The sequence below is a fragment of the Frigoribacterium sp. PhB116 genome, assembly GCF_004364285.1.
Taxonomy (GTDB): Bacteria; Actinomycetota; Actinomycetes; order Actinomycetales; family Microbacteriaceae; genus Frigoribacterium.
This window is the reverse complement of the sequence record NZ_SOBE01000001.1, coordinates 1,307,357-1,324,698: the sequence shown is the minus strand read 5'-3', so window position 1 is coordinate 1,324,698 and position 17,342 is coordinate 1,307,357. Positions and strand designations below refer to the sequence as shown.

The window sequence follows — 17,342 nt, the reverse complement described above, 5'->3', positions numbered from 1 at the left end:
GAGCAGCGGCAGCGGCGTGCGACGCGTGCAGCGGGAACGACCGAGCGAGCACCGGAGGCGCGGCCAGGGCCGTCAGGGCCGGGCCGGTCCCCGAGGCGCCAGGCCGGGGAGGGGGCGTCGTGAGGAGTCCTGTGGGCCGAGGCCGCCGCCTCCTCCGGGTGCTCGGCACCGTCGGGCGCGTGCTGCTGGTCGGCGTGCAGACCGCCCTCTCGGCCGTGGCCGTGCTCGGCAGCGACGGCGCGCAGAAGCCGCACCCCGGCCCCGTGCTGGGCCCCGACCAGCGCCCCGAGTACCGGCCCTGAGGCCCGGCCCCACATGCGCACCAGGGGGACACTGTTCGCGACCACGCTGGCGATCGCCGTGCTCGGGACGACCGCGGGCTGCTCGTCCGGCTGGGGCCCGTCGGTCTTCGAGGACGAGCAGGTGGCAGCCGACGCACTGCCCGGCGGCCAGGAGGCGGTCGACACGCTCGCGCCGGAGTCGTCGCGCCTGCTGGGAGACGCCGAGGGCAGCCGCTGGTGGGCAGCCCGCGACGAGGCCGGCGAGTTCTGCCTCGTGAAGGCGGTCGTCCGCACCGGCGGCGCGTTCGACGACGTCTTCTCGGGCTGCGGCGGCGACGAGGGCGGCGGCATGTCGGTCGAGGACGGCGACGGCGTGCGCGGCACGTGGTCCGCGGTCGCCGACCCGGAGGTCCCGGCCGGCTCCACCCTGCTCCGCGAGCACCTGATCGTCACTCCCGCGCCGTGACCGGGCTGGTCTTCCTCGGCGGCGGAGGCTCCGAGGCCGACGAGGCCGCGTTGTGGGCCGAGGCGTTCCCGGCTGGTTCGCGGGTCGTGGTCTGGCCGTTCGCCCACCGCGCCGCCGTCGATCGTCGAGCAGCCGGCGCGTGGGCGACCACGGCGCTGCTCGCGAACGGCGTGGCCGACGTGGACGTCTGGGCCACGACCGAGCCCGGCGTCGACCGGCCCCGGCTCGGTGAGCCCGGCGCCCGCGGGCGACGCGGTCTCGACGGCGTGGACGTCGTGGCCGTCCCCGGCGGCAACACGTTCGACCTGCTGCAGGCGCTGCGGGAGGCGGGCCTCTTCGACCTGCTGCACGCGCACCTCCTCGGGGGCGGGTCGCTCTACGGCGGCAGCGCCGGTGCTGTGCTCGCGGGGGCCGACATCGACCTCGCCCGCGCCGCCGACCCCGACGACGTGGGCACGACCGACACGCGCAGCCTCGACCTCGTGCACGGCCACGACGTGCTGCCGCACTGGACCGACGACCAGGAGGCGGCGGCCCGGCGGCACTCCCGCGTGACCGGCCGCCCCGTGCTCGCGATCCCGGAGCGCGGCGGGGTCGTCGTCGCGCCCGACGGCACGGCCCGGCCGGTCGGTCCGGACGACGTCCAGGTGATCACCGCCGAGCGCACCGTCCGGCGTGCCGTCGGCGAGGAGTGGTGGCTGCGCTGAGGCGAGCCTCGCGGGGGACAGCGCTCGGCCGCACCCCAGGATCCCGCGCACAACCGCGCTCGCGTCGACGGGTGTGCGCGGGTCCGAGGGGTGCGGAGGCGCCCGGCGTCCGGCGGCAGGGTGCACGGCCTGCACACGGTCGAGGAGGCGGTCCTAGGCTGACGGGACGAGCCCGGCACGCAGACGTCCGGGCCGCCGTCGCGGAGCAGGGCTCCCCGGCGGCGACGACCACGAGGGGGACACCGTGACCGATCCGCAGCGAGACGACCGGCTCCTCGGGGGCGCGACGGGCGCCTCCTCGTCGCGACCGGCGGCGCCGACGGCCGCCCCGCCGACCGGCCCGACGGCCGCACCGGTCACCGAGCAGGCCGAACCCCGGCCGCCGGTGACGGGGCAGCAGATCGGCGCGACCCCGTACGTAGCCGCGATCGCGCTCTCGCCGATCGTCACGCTCGTCGTGGCCGCGGTCGAGATCCGGCGGTCGGTCGAGCTCCTCGCGCCGGGCAGCACCGGCGTGCAGCAGGGCGACTACACGCTCGCCATGGTCGTCAGCCTCGTCGTCGGCATCGGCCTCGTCGTGCTCTCCTGGCTCGACCGGCGCACGCTGCGGGCGCGCGGCGTCGAGCGGCCGTTCCACTGGGGCTGGTCGATCCTCAGCGTGCTGATCTACCTGATCGGCCGCAGCGTCGTGCTGCGGCGCCGCGTGGGAGGGAGCGCCGCACCGCTCTGGCTGTTCCTCGGGCTCTCGGTGCTCGGCGGAGCCGTGGCGATCATCATCGGCATCTCGTCGGGCGTCGCCACCATGGACCGTCCGCCCGTTGACTTCTAGCCTCAGCCGCCGGGCGCGCCCGTGCCCGGGCGCGGGCGCCGCCGCCACCACGAACGACACCCCCGGTCCGGCACGACACCCTCGGGACCAGGGGTGCAGTGCGTATTCGGGGGTGTCGTTCGAGCCAGCTCGGCCCGAGCGGAGTCAGCGCGCGAGCACGCTCAGCGCTCAGCGCGCGAGGAACTCCAGCACCACGCGGTTGAACTCGTCCGCGTCGCTGACGTTCGCGCCGTGCGGCGCACCCGCGATGACGTGCAGCTCCGAGCCGGCGATCGCGGCGTGCGTGCGCGCGCCGGAGCCCTCGTAGGGGACGGTCGCGTCGCCGTCGCCGTGGATTATCAGCGCCGGCACGGTGACCTTCGTCAGGTCCTCGCGGAAGTCGGTCGTGGCGAACGAGTTCATCGCGGCGAGGGCCGCGGCCTTGTCGGCCTGCTTGGCGAGGCGCAGCGCGTCCTGGCGGTCCGCCTCCGACACCTTGAGCACGCCGTCGACCGAGAAGAAGCCAGTGGTGAAGTCGTCGTAGAACGAGTCCTCGTCCTTGGTGAGGCCGGCGGTCATCTCGGCAGCCGCCTCCTTGGTGAGGGGCCCGTCGGGGTTGTCGTCGGTCTTCATCAGGTACGGGGGCACGGCCGACGCGAAGACCACGCTGTGCAGGCGCTCGGTGCCGTACTTGCTGCCGTACCGCGCGACCTCGCCGCCGCCCATCGAGAAGCCGACGAGCGTCACGTCGTTGAGGTCGAGCTCAGTGAGGACGGTGTGCAGGTCCTCGGCGAGGTGGTCGTAGTCGTAGCCGGTCTTCGGCTTGTCGCTGCGTCCGAAGCCGCGGCGGTCGTAGGTGACGACGCGGTAGCCGGCCTCGACGAACGCGGGGACCTGCTTGCTCCAGGACTCGCCCGAGAGGGGCCAGCCGTGGATGAGCACGACGGTGCGTCCGCTGCCGCCGAAGTCGTCGACGTGGAGGTTCGTGTCCTTGAAGAGCCCGTGGTGGGCGGTGATCTCGGTCATGGTTCCTGCCTTCCTCGGCCGCACCTGCGGCCTGTCCTCTCGTTCGTACCCGCGCCTCCTGGCGGTTTGCCCGAGGGCCGGACCCCCTGGTGCGCGCAACGGACAGCACCAGCACCAGCAGCCGCGTCGCCCGACGCGCAGCGCGACGCGTCAGCCGTGCGGCTGCGGCTGCGGGTGCTGCAGCGGGTGCCGGCGCCCCGCGAGCACGCCCGACAGCGCGAGCACGACGAGCCCGACCGCGGGGATGAGCAGCAGCCCGACGCGCAGCGAGCTCGCGTCGGCGACGGCGCCGATCATCGGCGGGGCGGCGAGGAACCCGAGCCGCATCAGCCAGCTGACGAGCGTGAGTCCCGTGCCCGGCCGGAACCCCGGCAGCGTGTCGGCCGCGTGCATGGCGGCGGGGATCAGCGTCGCGACGCCGAACCCGGCGAGGGCGAAGCCGAGGATGGTCGTGCCGACCGACGGGAACGCCAGGGCCTGCCCCATCCCGACGAACACCAGCGCCCCGCCGACCCGGGCGACGGCGCGCTGGCCGAAGCGGTCGACGAGCCGGTCGCCGAGGATCCGCCCGACGAACTGAGCGCCCTGCAGCGCGACGAAGCCGAGTGCGGCCACGGTCACGCCGGCGCCGAGCGAGCCCGAGAGGTAGAGGGCGGCCCAGGTGTTGCCGGCGTCCTCGACGACCGTGCCGGAGGCGGCGATCAGCACGAGCGCGACCAGCACGCCCCACGTGCCGAGCTTGACGGCCGAGCGGCGCACGCGCGCACCGGCGTCGGAGCCGGCACCCGCCACGGGCACCGGGGCGGACGTCGACGACGACGCGACCCCCTCGGTCGGCGTGGCGGGTGCCTCCTCGAGCTCGGAGGCGGGCTCCGGCCCCCGCAGCATCAGCCGGGAGGAGACGACGGCGACCACGCCGAAGACGAGTCCCGAGATCGCGAGGTGCACGCCGATCGGCACGCCGAGCCCGGCGGCCGCGCCGCCCATCAGGCCGCCGGCGACGGCGCCGACGCTCCAGATCGCGTGGAACGAGTTGAGGATGGAGCGCCCGTAGCGCCGCTGTACTCGCAGGCCGTGCGAGTTCTGGGCGACGTCGACGATCGCGTCGAGCGCCCCGGCCACGAAGAGCGCGGCGGCGAACAGGGCGCCGACGGGGGAGAGGCCGGCCAGCAGCACCACGCCGGCGGTCACCACCGTGCCGAGGACGGCGACTCGCGACGACCGGAAGCGGCGGATGAGCCAGCTCGCCGCGAGCCCCGCGACGATCGCGCCGACCGGGCCGGCGGCGACGGCGAGGCCGAAGGAGGCGTTCGACAGGTCGAGCGCCTCCTTGATCGCCGGGTAGCGCGGCAGCAGGTTCGAGAACAGCGCGCCGTTCGTGAGGAACAGCAGCGCGACGGCCAGCCGCGCCCGTCGGGTCTCGTGATCGGGTGCGGCGGGCCGGCCGGGTCGGGGGGACGTCGTCGACATCGTCGGGTCTCTCGTGTCTGTCTGGGCGGGGGAGGCGCGGCCCGGGGAGGGGGCGACCACGGCGCTGCTGATCACGGCAACCGCTGATCGAATCGATTCGATCTCGCGACGATGCTAGCGGGGCTGAGCGCCGGGAGGCAACGCCACGCGCGAGTCCGACCCGCGCACGCGGCCTCTCAGCTGGCCGGCCCGAGCAGCACCGCGAGCATCGTCGCGGCCGAGCCGACCAGGAAGCTGAAGGTGCCGAGCTGCATGGTCCGTGTCTTGTTGCGGTCGGCGACGGGCACGCTCACCTCGAGGATCGGGCAGCCCGACCAGCCGATCAGGCCGAGGCTGAGCGCGACGACGGAGGCGCCGATCCAGAAGAGCGACTCGACCGGCGTCGAGAGCACGTCGGGTCGCCAGCCCGACACGAGCACGGCGCCGAGGGCGAGCGCCACGGCGACGACAGCGGCGGCGAACCACAGGGTGCCGGTCCACATGATGCGCGTGAGGTTCTCGACCGGCCCCATCAGGTCGCGGCCGTCCGGCTGGGGAGCGTGCGAGGCGTCGTCGACGGTTCCCGTCCGTCCGCGTCCGGGTCGTGCGGCGGTGTCTGGGGTGCTCTGGTAGTCGGTCACCCTGCCACGTTGCCACCACTCGGCCCCGGCCGCCCGCCGATGTCCGGTCCGGGCGTCGCCCTCTCCGCTCGCGGGCGGGGCTCGTCCCCGCGCGGCGGGGCCCGTCAGCTCCGCAGCGTGACGCTCGGGTGCTCGCCGAACCGCTCGTGGTACGACGCCGAGAAGCGTCCGAGGTGGCTGAACCCCCAGCGGCGCGCGACGCTCCCGACCGTGGCGGTCTCGGGCGTCGCGACGGAGAGGTCCGCGTGCACCCGGTCGAGCCGGATCTGGCGCAGCAGCACGGTCGGGCTGACGTCGAGGGCTCGCTGCAGGGCCACCTGCAGCCCCCGCACGCTGAGGTCGGCGGCCCGGGCGACGTCGGCGACGCCGATCGGCTCGTGGGCGTGCTCGTGCAGGTACTCGACGGCGAGGGCGAGGCGTCGGGCCCCCGGCGCGACGGGGGCGCCAGGGGCGAGCGCCACGGCCGAGGCCCGCCCGGCCTCGTGCGGGAACGTCTCGAGCACCGCCAGCGCGAGTCGACGGTTCGCCCCCGCCCGCAGCAGGGGAGGCGCGGCGAGGTCGAGCAGCACCGGGGTCGTCTCCGAGAGCACGGCCCGCCAGCGCCGCAGCGCCGCCTCCCCGACCGGTGCGGCGTGGAAGAAGGTGACGGGCCCCGACGTCACGTCGCCGCGCTCGGCGGCCAGCCGCTCGAGGTGCGCCGCGCCGACGTGCACGAGCCGCTGCCGGTAGTCGGCGAAGTCGAACGAGTAGGCCCGGGTCGGCGCGATCCGGGGCACGAGCGGCTGCAGGGCGACCTCGTCGCGACCGACGTCGACGGTGCCGTGCCCGTCGACCAGCCACGACACGACGTACTCGGGCACGGCGTCGGCCGTGCCGCGGGCCGACCCGTGGAACTCCGAGGTGCGGAGCGACACGTCGCCGTCGCCGACCGCCGCGTAGCGGTACTCGAACGGACGGTCGAGCTGGTCGAGCCGGAACCCCTCGCCCGGGTACTGGGCCTCGTAGAGGTCGCGGGCGGCGTCGAGGTCGTCGCCGTGCACGGCACCGCGGAACGGCGGCGGTGTCGCCCCGGTGCCGACCTCTTCGTCCATCGTCGACATCCTCACACGCAGGAGGCGCGGGTCGCGTCCGCGACGCCCTGACCGGACAGCCGCCTCCCGGCCCCCTACTGTGCAGGGACCATGCCGCACGCCCCCGCCGCGCCTCCTCGGCCGCCCCGCCCGACGCTCCGTCGGGCGCTGCGGCACGGCGTCTGGTGGCTGCAGGACTACGCGTTCGCGGCCTGGTGGCAGGTGCGCGCGGTGCTCTCGCCGCGCGGCGCCGACGACTACCTCTCGGGCGACGGGCGGCCCGTGCTCGTGCTGCCGGGCATCTGGGAGACCTGGGCGTTCCTCCGTCCGCTGATCGAGCGCGTGCACGACGAGGGCCACCCGGTGCACGTGATCGCGTCGCTCGGGCGGAACGGCCGACCCGTGGAGGCGACCGCCCGCGACGTCGCCGCCTACGTGCTCGAGCACGACCTGCACGACGTCGTGGTCGTCGCGCACAGCAAGGGCGGGCTGGTCGGCAAGTACCTGATGGCCCTGCTCGACGACACCCGTCGGGTCGACAGGATGGTGGCCGTCTGCACGCCCTTCAGCGGCTCCCGGTACGCGGCCTGGCTGGTGCTGCCGAGCCTGCGGGCCTTCTCGCCCCGCGACGCGACGACCGTGATGCTGTCGCGCGACGAGGCCGTCAACCAGCGCATCACGTCGATCTACGGCGAGTTCGACCCGCACATCCCCGAGAGCAGCGTGCTGGTCGGCGCCGACAACGTGCTGCTGCCGACCGGAGGGCACTTCCGGGTGCTGGCGCACCCGCGCACCGTGGCGACGGTGCTCGCGGTCGCCGGTCGGCCCGCTCCCGACGCGGACCGGTCAGCCGCGATCTGAGAGGATGGGGCACCGTCACCTCGACCAGGCAGGAGCCTCCCATGGCCGAATTCTTCATCGGACTCGTCAGCGCGATCACCCTCGTCGGCCTGGTGCTGACCGTCGCGGCCTTCGTGGCCCTCTCGACGTCGAAGTAGTCGCGTCGCGGCGCGCGCCCGGCAGGCCCCGACGGGTGCCCGGCGGGCGGCGCGTGGCTAGAGTCGTCGCATGAGAGCGCTGCAGGCCACCATCATCTCCGAGCTCGCCGTCCGCCCCGACATCGAACCGGCCGCCGAGGTCGAGCGCCGCGTCGCGTTCCTCCGCGACTACCTCGAGACGACCGGGGCCGGCGGCTTCGTGCTCGCCGTCAGCGGCGGCCAGGACAGCACGCTCGCCGGGCGGCTCTGCCAGCTCGCCGTCGAGGGAGTGCGCCGCGACGGCGGCGCGGCCGAGCTCGTCACCGTGCGGATGCCCTACAAGGTGCAGGCCGACGAGGACGACGCCCAGCTCGCCCTGCGGTTCATCGACGGCGCCGAGGGGCTGGTGGTCAACATCCAGCACGGCGTCGACGGCACCGCGCAGGACGTCGCCGAGGCGACGGGCGCCCCGCTCAGCGACTTCGCCAAGGGCAACGTCAAGGCGCGCACGCGCATGGTCGCCCAGTACGCGATCGCGAGCGAGCGCGGCCTGCTCGTCGTCGGCACCGACCACGCCGCCGAGGCGCTGACGGGCTTCTTCACGAAGTACGGCGACGGCGGCGTCGACCTCGTGCCGCTCACCGGGCTGAGCAAGCGCCAGGGCAAGGCCCTGCTCGCCCACCTCGGCGCCCCGGCGCGACTGTACGAGAAGGCGCCGACCGCCGACCTGCTCGACGAGACCCCCGGCCAGACCGACGAGGCCAACCTCGGCCTCACCTACGCCGACATCGACGAGTACCTCGAGGGCGGCGACGTCGACGACGCGATCGCCGAGCTGATCGAGGCCCGCTACCTCGCGACCGAGCACAAGCGCCGCGTGCCCGCGAGCCCGGTCGACGAGTGGTGGCGCGCCTGACGCGCGTCCCCCTGCCGGTCGACCGGTGTTGACTGCGAGCCATGATCATCGTGACCGGACACCTGCTCGTCGACCCTGAGCTCCGCGACGACTACCTCGCCTCCTGTGTGAGCCTCGTCGAGGCCGGTCGCGACGCGCCCGGCTGCCTCGACTACGCGCTGTCGCCCGACATCGTCGATCCCGGCCGCATCAACGTCGCCGAGCGCTGGGTGTCGCAGAACGCCCTCGACGACTTCCGCGGCTCCGGCCCGACCGACGAGCAGGAGGCGGAGATCCGGCACAGCGACGTGCACGACTACCAGCTGACCGGCCCCGAAGAACCGTCGCTGTCGGAGTCGGGCGACCTCGTCTGAGCAGGGCTAGTCGATCCCGTCGATCCCGCCGAGGCGCTCCAGCACGCCCGTGAGGATGGTGCCGGCAGGGTCGGGCAGCACGTGGTGGTTGAGGTAGATCCCCTCGAGCCACGGAAGCACCTCGTCGGCGGGCATGCCGACGGCGGCCCAGTCGACGCCGGGCAGCGCCCGGGTGACGGTCTGCTCGGTGCCCGGGGTCAGCCACGCCTCGGCGATCGGCTGGTCGGGCGTGCGGTGCTCGTCGGCCGCCCAGAGCAGGGCGATCGGGTGCTCGCGGACGTCGTCCGGCACCTCGTCGACGTGGTCGTGCTCGACGTGCCCGGCGCCGAGCCAGGGCAGGGTGAGCAGCTCGCCCTCGATGTCGACCTCGACCAGGTCGAGGTGCGTCGGCTCCTCGACCTCGCACACCCAGAGGTCGAGACCGGCGTCGTGCCAGGCCGCGGCGTCGTCGACGTCGTCGATCAGGTCGGGCATCAGGGCCTGCAGGTCGGTCAGCAGGGCGGTCGCCCACGCGACGACCTGGGCGGTGTCGCCGGGGCCCCACGGGCTGGTGTCGGTGTCGTCGCCCGCCGCGTCGTGGAAGTGGTGCTCGGCCCCGCCGTCGACGGCGTCGAGGTGCACCTGGCCCGTGCCGAACCCGACGTACAGGCTGCTGAGCTCGGTCTCGTCGTCCCACTCGCCGAAGAGGTTGGGCTTGCCGAGCGAGGGGGGCAGCGGCAGCGTCGCCGCGTGGCGCGTGCCCAGCGCGAACACGGCGCGGAAGCGCCTGGTCGGCAGCCGGAGGCTCATGTCAGTCACAGGGTGTCTCCGATCGATCGGCTCCCAGCGTACGGGCTGCCGCCGCCGTCGACGGTGGCCCCTCGGCCGCGAGAGCTACCTGCAGCCACTGCAGGTTCACAGCATCGTCGCGGCGTTGCTCCTTACCATCACCGCATGGACGACCCTCCCTCTCACATGCCGACGCCCTTCCGCGCCCTGACGCCTCACGGTGTCTCTGACGAGCGGGGAGGGGCTCAGTGAACGAGTGGGCCATGCTCGCCGTCGGTCTGGTCCTGACCGTCGGCACCGGCTTCTTCGTGGCGTCCGAGTTCTCGCTCGTGAACCTCGACCGCAACGACCTCGAGGCCCGCCAGGACCGGGGCGAGAAGCGCCTCGCGCCGACGATCAAAGCGCTGCGCATCACCTCGACCCACCTCTCGGGGGCGCAGCTCGGCATCACGCTGACCACGCTGCTCACTGGCTACACCTTCGAGCCCGCGATCAGCTCGCTGCTCGCCTCGCCGCTCGGCGAGCTCGGCGTGCCCGCGGCCGTCGTCCCGGGCATCGGCGCCGTGGTCGGCATCGTGATCGCGACCCTGTTCTCCATGGTGGTCGGCGAGCTCGTCCCGAAGAACTTCGCACTGGCCCTGCCGCTCGCGACGGCCAAGTTCGTCGTGCCGTTCATGGCGGCCTTCACGACCGTCTTCAAGCCGGTCATCCTGCTCTTCAACAACACCGCCAACGCGGCGATCCGCAGGATGGGCATCGAACCGAAGGAGGAGCTGTCCGGCTCCCGGTCGGCCGAGGAGCTCAGCTCGCTGGTGCGGCGCTCGGCGCTCGAGGGCATGCTGGACGACGACCACGCGACCCTCCTGGGGCGCACCCTCCGGTTCTCCGAGCACGCGGCCGTCGACGTCATGACCCCCCGGGTGCGCATGACCACCGTGCGCTCCACCGACACCGCCGCCGACGTCGTCGAGACGGCGCTCGCGAGCGGCTTCTCGCGCTTCCCGGTGATCGGTGACGACAGCGACGACATCGTCGGGGTCGTGCACGTCAAGCAGGCCTTCGCCCTGCCTGCCGAGGAGAGGGCGTCCGTCCCGGTCGCCGGCCTGGTCTCGGACGCGCGCTTCGTGCCCGAGTCGATGGGCGTCGACACGCTGCTCGGCCTGCTGCGGCGCGAGGGCTTCCAGATCGCCGTCGTCGCCGACGAGTTCGGCGGCACGGCCGGTCTCGTCACGCTGGAGGACCTGGTGGAGGAGCTCGTCGGCGAGCTCGAGGACGAGCACGACCGCGCCAAGGCCGGCATCGTGCGGTCGTCGGGCACCGTCGTGTTCGACGCCGCCCTCCGCCCCGACGAGCTCTGGGACCGCGCCACGGTGCGGGTGCCCGACGACGGCGACTACGAGACCGTCGGCGGCTTCGTCACCGAGCAGCTGGACCGCCTGCCCGAGGTGGGCGACGAGGTCGAGCTCGAGACGGGAACGCTGCGCGTCGAGCGGGTGGTCGGGCAGCGGCTCGAGCGCCTGCGGTTCGTGCCCTCGCCGGCCGAGCTGCCCACCGCCTCCGGTGCCCCTGCGGGCACGACGGGCACGGCGCACGCCGTCGAGCCTGCCCCCACCGACCACGACCGGGTCGTCGCCGGACTGCGAGAGGACCTGAGGCGATGAACGAGTACCTGCCCGGCATCATCTGGTTGTTCGTGCTGCTGATCGTCAACGGCTTCTTCGTCGGCGCCGAGTTCGCCGTCATCTCTGCCCGCCGCTCGCAGATCGAGCCTCGTGCCGAGGCCGGCAGCAAGGCGGCGAGGAAGACCCTGTGGGCGATGGAGCACGCCACGCTGATGCTGGCCACGAGCCAGCTCGGCATCACCGTCTGCTCGCTCGTCATCCTGAACGTCTCCGAGCCGGCGATCCACCACCTGCTCGAGATCCCGCTGGCCGCGACGCCCCTGACGCCCGAGGCCATCGGCGTCGTCGCGTTCGTCATCGCGCTGGTGCTCGTGACGTTCCTGCACGTCGTGGTGGGCGAGATGATCCCCAAGAACCTGTCGTTCTCGGTGCCGGACAAGGCGGCGCTGCTGCTCGCGCCTCCGCTGGTGTTCGTGGCGACCGTGTTCAAGCCCGTGATCTGGTCGCTGAACGGCGTCGCCAACGCGGTGCTGCGCCTGTTCCGGGTCGAGCCGAAGGACGAGGCGACGAGCACCTACACGCTCGACGAGGTCGCGACGATCGTGCAGCAGTCGACCCGCGAGGGCGTGCTGTCGGACGCGTCGGGCACGCTGTCGGCCGCCTTCGAGTTCACGACCCGCAAGGTGCGCGACGTGGAGGTCCCCGTGGGCGAGATGGTGCGGCTCGCCCCCGGGGCCACGCCCCGCGACGTGCAGCTCGCCGTCGCCGAGCACGGCTACTCGCGCTACGTGCTGACGGACGACGACGGACAGCCGACCGGCTACCTGCACCTCAAGGACGTCATGGACCTGACCTCGGCCGAGGCGCTCGACGCGCCCGTGCCGGCGAAGCGGGTCCGCCGCCTCGGAGCGGTGCCGCACGACGCCGACCTCGAGGACGCGCTGGCGTCGATGCGCCGCAGCGGGGCGCACGTCGCGCGTGCCGTCTCGGTGATGGGCGAGACGACCGGCGTGCTGTTCCTCGAGGACATCATCGAGGAGCTGGTCGGCGAGGTCGACGACGCGACGACCGTCTAGCTGTCGGCGCGCTCGGGCGAGAGCGGCCGCTCGCCGGGCAGCTCGTGCAGGGCCTCGGCGGCCAGCTCGGCCCGGATCGGGTCGCGGTCGCGGGTCGCCTGCTCGAGGGCCACGAGCGAGTCGCTCATCGCGGCCCAGTTCAGCACCTGGACGATGTTCGGCACGCGGAGCGAGTAGGCGAGGCCGTCGGTCACGTCGCGGCACACCTTCTTGAGCGCGGCGTTGCCGCAGTGCTCGACGTACAGGTCGAAGAGGGCCACGGCGTGGGCGTTGAGGGCCGGGCCGTCTTCTCGCTCGATGTCGCCGATGCAGATCTTGACCGTCGACGAGATCTGCTTCATGACGGCCGCGGGGAGGCGCGGCACGGCCAGCCGGACCGCGCCGCCGTAGAGCACGCCGAGCGTCTGGACCGCCTCGACCGCCTGGCCGGCGTCGGGAGTCGCGACCCGCGTCCAGCGGTTGGGGGCCATCTCGACCAGCCCGGCCCGGACGAGGTCGCTGAGCGCCTCGCGGATCGGGGTGCGCGACACCTGCAGCCAGGCCACGAGCTCGTCGTCGTGCAGGCGCTCGCCGGGCTCGAGCGTGCCGTCGAGGATGGCCTCGCGCAGCCGGCTCCTCACGGTGTCGCGCAGCAGCTGGCGCTCGGTCGTGGGTTCTGAGGTGGGGACGGGCACGGGGGTCTCCGATCGTCGGCGGGTCGGGCGCGGGGCCCTGCCCACCAGGATAACGGCACATGTCCCGTGTGGCGGGTGACGCGTCGGGGGTGATGTACCACCGGTCCGCGCCGCCCCGAAGTGGGGGTGACCGCGATCATGCGGGCGCATATGGTTGCGGCAGGGCTCGGGCGAGCGTCCTGCACCCCCGCACCCTCCACACCGATCGGACGGCACCGTGACCCTCGCACCTGCGACGCACGCCGGGCCGACGCCTTCGGACGACGACCTCGTGGCCGCCTCCGCCCGCGGTGACCAGCGCGCCTTCGCCGAGTTCTACGACCGCACCGCGCCGCGTGTGCACGGCCTCGTGCGGCGGGTGCTCGTGGATCCCGCGCAGTCCGAGGAGGTCGTGCAGGAGGTGTTCCTGGCGGTCTGGCAGGAGGCCTCCCGGTTCGACCCGGCCAGGGGGACGGCGCTGTCGTGGCTGCTCGTCCGGGCGCGTCGTCGTGCGATCGACCGCGTGCGGTCGTCGCAGGCGAGCCGCGAGCGTGACCTGGCCGCCGGCGTCCGCGACCTCGACGCCGTCCGCGACGACGTCGCCGAGACGGCGGCGATCCGGATCGAGCACGCGCGCGTCAGCCGGGCGCTCGAGGGGCTCTCGGCCGTGCAGCGCCAGGCGCTCGAGCTGACGTACTGGGGCGGCCTCACCCAGTCGGAGGCGGCGAGCCGGGCCGGCGTCCCGCTCGGCACCATGAAGACCCGCCTGCGCGACGGGCTCATCGCCCTGCGGCGCCTCGTGGAGCCCGCGGTCGCCTAGGCTCGACGGATGAGGTGCTCGTGACCTGGCTCTGGTTGGCGGGCGCGATCGTCGTCGAGGTCACCGCCTCCCTGGCGCTGCAGGCCGCCGTCGACGCCCCCGGCTGGTACGCGCTGGTCGTGGCCGGCTACCTGTCCGCGTTCGTCTGCCTGTCCCGGGTCCTGAGGGGCGGCATGGCGATCGGCGTCGCCTACGGCATCTGGGGCGCCTCGGGCGTCGCGCTCACGGCGGTCATGGCGGCCGTCCTCTTCGGGCAGGCGCTGACCGGCGTGATGGTCGCCGGGCTCGTGCTGGTGGTCGCGGGCGTCCTCCTGGTCGAGCTCGGGTCCCAGCGGGCCCTCGCCGCCCGCGCTGCCGCGGCCGCCGCGGCCTCTGCCTCGACGACCGCTGCCCGGGCTCCGATCGAGGGCGACGCCTGATGGGCTGGGTCCTGCTCGCGATCGCCATCGTCTGCGAGGTGGGCGCGACCATCAGCCTCAAGCTCGCCACCGACGGGCGGAGGCGCTGGTACGTCCCCGTGGCCGTCGGCTACGTCACCGCGTTCTCGTTGCTCGCCGGTGCCCTGGCGCTGGGCCTGCCGATCGGGGTCGCCTACGGGGTCTGGGCGGCGACCGGGGTGGCCCTCACCGCGGTGCTCGGACGCCTCCTGTTCAAGGACCCCCTGACGGCGACCATGGCCGCCGGCATCGTCCTCATCGTCGCGGGGGTCGTCCTCATCGAGGTCGGGCACTAGTCCCTGCACCTGGCCGACCAGCCCTCTCTCGCGTCGGCCGCCGGAGCAGCCGGCACCGGACGCACGAGACCCGCCCGGCCCCGAGGGGCGGGCGGGTCTCGTGGAGCCGGGAGGCGCCTCCTACGAGGCGGGCGTGCTCACGACGGGCGTGCCGCTGGGCACGTGCTGGGACGACACCTCGACGCCGTGCGACGTGCGCAGCACGTCGAGGGTGGCCTCGATCTCGGCCTCGCGCTCGTCGGCCGTCCAGCCGAGGCTCGACGCCAGGACGTCGGCGATCTCGCTGAGCAGCTCGATCGTGACTCCGCCCACGAAGGCGAGGTTGGTGCGGCGCAGGACGACGTCGGCGAGGTGCACCGCGTCCTCGTGCTCGGCGAAGTACGCGATCTCGGCCGTGGTGAGGCCCGGGTCGCTCGCCAGCGGCTCGGACGGCTGGTCGAGCAGCACCTCGATCACGCTCTCGGCACGGGTGCCGTAGCGGGTGAGGAGGCGGTCGACGTGCTCACGGCTGAGGCCGTCGGCGTGGGCCGCGACCCAGGTGGTGCGGGCGGCGTCGGTGGTCGGGAAGTCCTTGCCGCCGCCGATCGCCATGCCGGTCGTGTCGACCGTGCGGGTCACGCCGAGACGGTTCGTCGCCTCGGTCGACAGGTGTGCCGACAGGGCGCGGAACGTCGTCCACTTGCCGCCGACGAGGCTGAGCACCTTGCTGGTCGGCAGCTCGGCGACCTCGGTCTCGACGATGCGGTAGTCGCGCGACACGAAGCCGGCGGCGAGGTCGTCGTGCTTCGGCAGCGGGCGGACACCCGAGTAGCGGTAGACGATGTGGTCGCGCGTGATGTCGATCTCGGGGTAGACGTGCTTGACGAGGTCGAAGAAGTAGTCCACCTCCTCCTCGGTGCAGACCGCGGGCTCGGCCATGTCGGCCTCGAGGTCGGTCGTGCCGATCAGCACGCGGCCCTTCAGCGGGTAGATCAGCACGATGCGGCCGTCGTTGTTCTCGAAGAAGATCTCGCGACCGTTCGTCGCCTCGAGCAGCTCGGGGCTGTCGACGACGATGTGCGAGCCCTTGGTGCCGCCCATGTACTGCGACTCGGCGCCGAGCGCCGCGTTCGTCAGGTCGGTCCAGGGGCCGGAGGCGTTGACGACCACGTCGGCCGTCACGGTGAACTCCGAGCCGGTGACGACGTCGCGCAGCACGACCCCGCCGTCGGCGGTGCCGGCGGCCTCGAGGTAGTTCGCGCTGCGGGCGTTGTCGCCGGCGGCCAGGCCGTCCTTGAGCACGTCGAGTGCCAGGCGCTCGGGCTCGTGCACCGAGGCGTCGTAGTAGGTGCCCGTGTACTTGAGGTCCTTGTTCAGGTGCGGCATCTCGGCCAGCGCGGCCTTGCGGCCCAGGAACTTGTGACGGGGCACGGAGCCGCCGTCGCGCGAGAACGAGTCGTACATGGTCATGCCGACCTTGATGAGGAGCGCACCGCGCTCCTTCGTGCTGCGCTGCTTGTGCGTGAGCATGCGCAGCGGGGCGTTGAGGATGCCGGAGAACGTCGAGAAGATCGGCATCGTCGTCTGCAGCGGCTTGACGTAGTGGGGGGCGATCTTGAGGAGGCCGTTGCGCTCCTCGACACTCTCGCGGACGAGGCGGAACTCGCCGTTCTCGAGGTAGCGGATGCCGCCGTGGATCATGTGCGACGAGGCTGCCGAGGCGCCCGAGGCGTAGTCGGCGCGCTCGACGAGGACGACGTCGACGCCCTGGAGGGCGAGGTCGCGGAACGTGGCGATGCCGTTGATGCCCCCTCCGACGATCAGCACCTGGGCGTGGGGGCGGTCGGCGATGCGCGACACGTTGGCGCGCATCGTCCCTGTCTTCTTCGACTCGGTCACAGTGGAGCTTCTTTCCCGTTGCGTTCGGTGAGCGGTGGGGTCGTGCGCCGGCTGCTCGGGCCGGTAGTGTCCATGATCGACCCCTCCTGACGAGGGTGCAACGTATCTGCACAGATGTGCACGGAGGTGCCCATGGCCGAGGCGACGACGTCCGAGAAGACCCACGACGCACTCCGTGCGGCGCACCTGTACTACATGCAGGACCTCACGATGGAGGCGATCGCCTCGGAGCTGAACACGTCCCGCTCGTCGGTCTCGCGCCTCCTCAAGGCCGCCCGCGAGACGGGCCTCGTCGAGATCCAGATCAAGTCGCCGCTCGACCAGGCGACGCGGTCCGCCGCGGCCCTGCACGACCGGTTCGGCGTCGTCGCGCACGTCGTGCCCGTGCCCGACCAGATCAGCGAGATCGACCGGCTCGAGCGGGTCGCGCTGTCGGCGGCACGCACGATCACGCCCTACGTCGACTCGAACATGGTGGTCGGCGTGGCGTGGGGGGCGACCCTCAGCGCCGTCAGCCGGTCGTTGGTGCCGCGGGCGACGCACAACTCGGTCGTCGTGCAGCTCAACGGTGCGGCGAACACGCGCACGACGGGCATCGAGTACGCGAGCGAGATCCTGCGGCGCTTCGGGGCGGCGTACTCGGCCGCCGTGCAGCAGTTCCCCGTGCCGGCGTTCTTCGACGACCCGGCCACCAAGCGCGCGCTCTGGCGCGAGAGCAGCACGAAGCGCGTGCTCGAGCTGCAGGCCTCGATGGACCTGGTCGTCTTCGGCGTCGGCTCGCGCGACGCCCGGGTGCCCAGCCACGTCTGGTCGGGGGGGTACCTGGAGAAGAGCGACCAGCTGAGCCTCGACCGCGACGGCGTCGTCGGCGACGTGGCGACCGTCTTCTACCGCGAGGACGGCTCGTCCGCCGACATCGCCATGAACGCCCGGGGCACGGGCCCCGACCTCGAGACGATCCGGCGGGCGCCGCGGCGGGTCTGCGTCGTGGCCGGCGAGGCCAAGGTCGCCGGCGTGCGCGGAGCCCTCGCCGCGGGGCTCGCGACCGACCTCATCCTCGACGAGGGGACGGCGCGGGCGCTGCTCGCGAGCTGAGGA

General features: G+C 73.4%; 20 protein-coding genes. 13 read left to right on the top strand and 7 right to left on the bottom strand.

Going from position 1 to position 17,342, the window contains the following annotated elements; genetic code table 11:
• The first annotated feature begins 119 nt into the window (after positions 1–119).
• The 4 genes from EDF20_RS06030 to EDF20_RS06020 all read left to right on the top strand — a co-directional run bounded on the left by EDF20_RS06030 (position 120) and on the right by EDF20_RS06020 (position 2,283).
• Positions 120–302: a hypothetical protein gene (locus EDF20_RS06030; protein WP_133737988.1), complete on the top strand. Its 183-nt coding sequence runs from the start codon at positions 120–122 to the stop codon at positions 300–302.
• 13 nt (positions 303–315) lie between these two features.
• Positions 316–747 (top strand): hypothetical protein, encoded by a 432-nt coding sequence (locus tag EDF20_RS15615; protein WP_166644760.1) that lies wholly within the window; start codon positions 316–318, stop codon positions 745–747.
• Positions 744–1,454: a Type 1 glutamine amidotransferase-like domain-containing protein gene (locus EDF20_RS06025; RefSeq protein ID WP_166644759.1), complete on the top strand. Its 711-nt coding sequence runs from the start codon at positions 744–746 to the stop codon at positions 1,452–1,454. Before EDF20_RS15615 ends, EDF20_RS06025 begins: the two co-directional genes overlap by 4 nt.
• 244 nt (positions 1,455–1,698) lie before the next feature.
• Positions 1,699–2,283 carry a hypothetical protein gene (locus EDF20_RS06020; RefSeq protein ID WP_133737986.1) on the top strand — a complete coding sequence of 195 codons (585 nt, stop codon included), beginning with the start codon at positions 1,699–1,701 and terminating at the stop codon, positions 2,281–2,283.
• Positions 2,284–2,451: 168 nt separating this feature from the next.
• Here EDF20_RS06020 and EDF20_RS06015 read toward each other — a convergent pair whose 3' ends face one another.
• The 4 genes from EDF20_RS06015 to EDF20_RS06000 all read right to left on the bottom strand — a co-directional run bounded on the left by EDF20_RS06015 (position 2,452) and on the right by EDF20_RS06000 (position 6,469).
• Positions 2,452–3,288: an alpha/beta hydrolase gene (locus tag EDF20_RS06015; RefSeq protein ID WP_133737985.1), complete on the bottom strand. Its 837-nt coding sequence runs from the start codon at positions 3,286–3,288 to the stop codon at positions 2,452–2,454.
• Between the two features lie 150 nt (positions 3,289–3,438).
• The gene (locus EDF20_RS06010; RefSeq protein WP_133737984.1) at positions 3,439–4,758 is read right to left on the bottom strand and encodes an MFS transporter; all 1,320 of its coding nucleotides are present in this window, start codon (positions 4,756–4,758) and stop codon (positions 3,439–3,441) included.
• Positions 4,759–4,934: 176 nt separating this feature from the next.
• Positions 4,935–5,378, bottom strand: a complete 444-nt coding sequence (locus EDF20_RS06005) for a hypothetical protein (protein ID WP_133737983.1) — start codon at positions 5,376–5,378, stop codon at positions 4,935–4,937.
• Positions 5,379–5,482: 104 nt separating this feature from the next.
• A complete protein-coding gene (locus EDF20_RS06000) occupies positions 5,483–6,469 on the bottom strand; it encodes a helix-turn-helix domain-containing protein (RefSeq protein WP_166644758.1) in 987 nt (328 codons plus the stop codon).
• Positions 6,470–6,559: 90 nt separating this feature from the next.
• Here EDF20_RS06000 and EDF20_RS05995 point away from each other — a divergent pair, with 90 nt between their 5' ends.
• From EDF20_RS05995 to EDF20_RS05985, 3 genes are all read left to right on the top strand, one after another.
• A complete protein-coding gene (locus tag EDF20_RS05995) occupies positions 6,560–7,309 on the top strand; it encodes an alpha/beta hydrolase (RefSeq protein ID WP_133737981.1) in 750 nt (249 codons plus the stop codon).
• Positions 7,310–7,516: 207 nt separating this feature from the next.
• Positions 7,517–8,341: an ammonia-dependent NAD(+) synthetase gene (gene nadE, locus EDF20_RS05990; RefSeq protein WP_133737980.1), complete on the top strand. Its 825-nt coding sequence runs from the start codon at positions 7,517–7,519 to the stop codon at positions 8,339–8,341.
• Positions 8,342–8,382: 41 nt separating this feature from the next.
• Positions 8,383–8,694 (top strand): antibiotic biosynthesis monooxygenase family protein, encoded by a 312-nt coding sequence (locus EDF20_RS05985; protein ID WP_123546840.1) that lies wholly within the window; start codon positions 8,383–8,385, stop codon positions 8,692–8,694.
• Positions 8,695–8,700: 6 nt separating this feature from the next.
• On the opposite strand, the gene EDF20_RS05980 is transcribed toward EDF20_RS05985, so the two are convergent.
• On the bottom strand, positions 8,701–9,492 hold the full coding sequence (locus tag EDF20_RS05980; protein WP_133737979.1) for a hypothetical protein: 792 nt from the start codon (positions 9,490–9,492) through the stop codon (positions 8,701–8,703).
• 218 nt (positions 9,493–9,710) lie between these two features.
• Between EDF20_RS05980 and EDF20_RS05975 the strand changes: the two genes are divergently transcribed.
• Entirely contained in the window at positions 9,711–11,123 is a 1,413-nt protein-coding gene (locus EDF20_RS05975; RefSeq protein ID WP_123546838.1) for a hemolysin family protein, read from the top strand.
• Positions 11,120–12,160: a hemolysin family protein gene (locus tag EDF20_RS05970; RefSeq protein ID WP_133737978.1), complete on the top strand. Its 1,041-nt coding sequence runs from the start codon at positions 11,120–11,122 to the stop codon at positions 12,158–12,160. The genes EDF20_RS05975 and EDF20_RS05970 overlap by 4 nt, the downstream gene beginning before the upstream one ends.
• On the opposite strand, the gene EDF20_RS05965 is transcribed toward EDF20_RS05970, so the two are convergent.
• Positions 12,157–12,834 (bottom strand): GntR family transcriptional regulator, encoded by a 678-nt coding sequence (locus tag EDF20_RS05965; RefSeq protein WP_233569000.1) that lies wholly within the window; start codon positions 12,832–12,834, stop codon positions 12,157–12,159. The genes EDF20_RS05970 and EDF20_RS05965 overlap by 4 nt on opposite strands.
• 217 nt (positions 12,835–13,051) lie before the next feature.
• Here EDF20_RS05965 and sigK point away from each other — a divergent pair, with 217 nt between their 5' ends.
• Genes sigK through EDF20_RS05950 form a run of 3 tightly spaced genes read left to right on the top strand, consistent with a single transcriptional unit; the run spans position 13,052 to position 14,366 of the window.
• Positions 13,052–13,633 carry an ECF RNA polymerase sigma factor SigK gene (gene sigK / locus EDF20_RS05960; RefSeq protein ID WP_133737977.1) on the top strand — a complete coding sequence of 194 codons (582 nt, stop codon included), beginning with the start codon at positions 13,052–13,054 and terminating at the stop codon, positions 13,631–13,633.
• Positions 13,634–13,653: 20 nt separating this feature from the next.
• On the top strand, positions 13,654–14,052 hold the full coding sequence (locus EDF20_RS05955; protein ID WP_123547338.1) for an SMR family transporter: 399 nt from the start codon (positions 13,654–13,656) through the stop codon (positions 14,050–14,052).
• The gene (locus EDF20_RS05950; protein WP_123546835.1) at positions 14,052–14,366 is read left to right on the top strand and encodes an SMR family transporter; all 315 of its coding nucleotides are present in this window, start codon (positions 14,052–14,054) and stop codon (positions 14,364–14,366) included. Before EDF20_RS05955 ends, EDF20_RS05950 begins: the two co-directional genes overlap by 1 nt.
• Positions 14,367–14,486: 120 nt before the next feature.
• On the opposite strand, the gene EDF20_RS05945 is transcribed toward EDF20_RS05950, so the two are convergent.
• The gene (locus EDF20_RS05945; protein ID WP_208292594.1) at positions 14,487–16,217 is read right to left on the bottom strand and encodes a glycerol-3-phosphate dehydrogenase/oxidase; all 1,731 of its coding nucleotides are present in this window, start codon (positions 16,215–16,217) and stop codon (positions 14,487–14,489) included.
• A 159-nt stretch (positions 16,218–16,376) separates the two neighbouring features.
• Between EDF20_RS05945 and EDF20_RS05940 the strand changes: the two genes are divergently transcribed.
• The gene (locus EDF20_RS05940) at positions 16,377–17,339 is read left to right on the top strand and encodes a sugar-binding domain-containing protein (protein WP_123547337.1); all 963 of its coding nucleotides are present in this window, start codon (positions 16,377–16,379) and stop codon (positions 17,337–17,339) included.
• Positions 17,340–17,342: the final 3 nt, after the last annotated feature.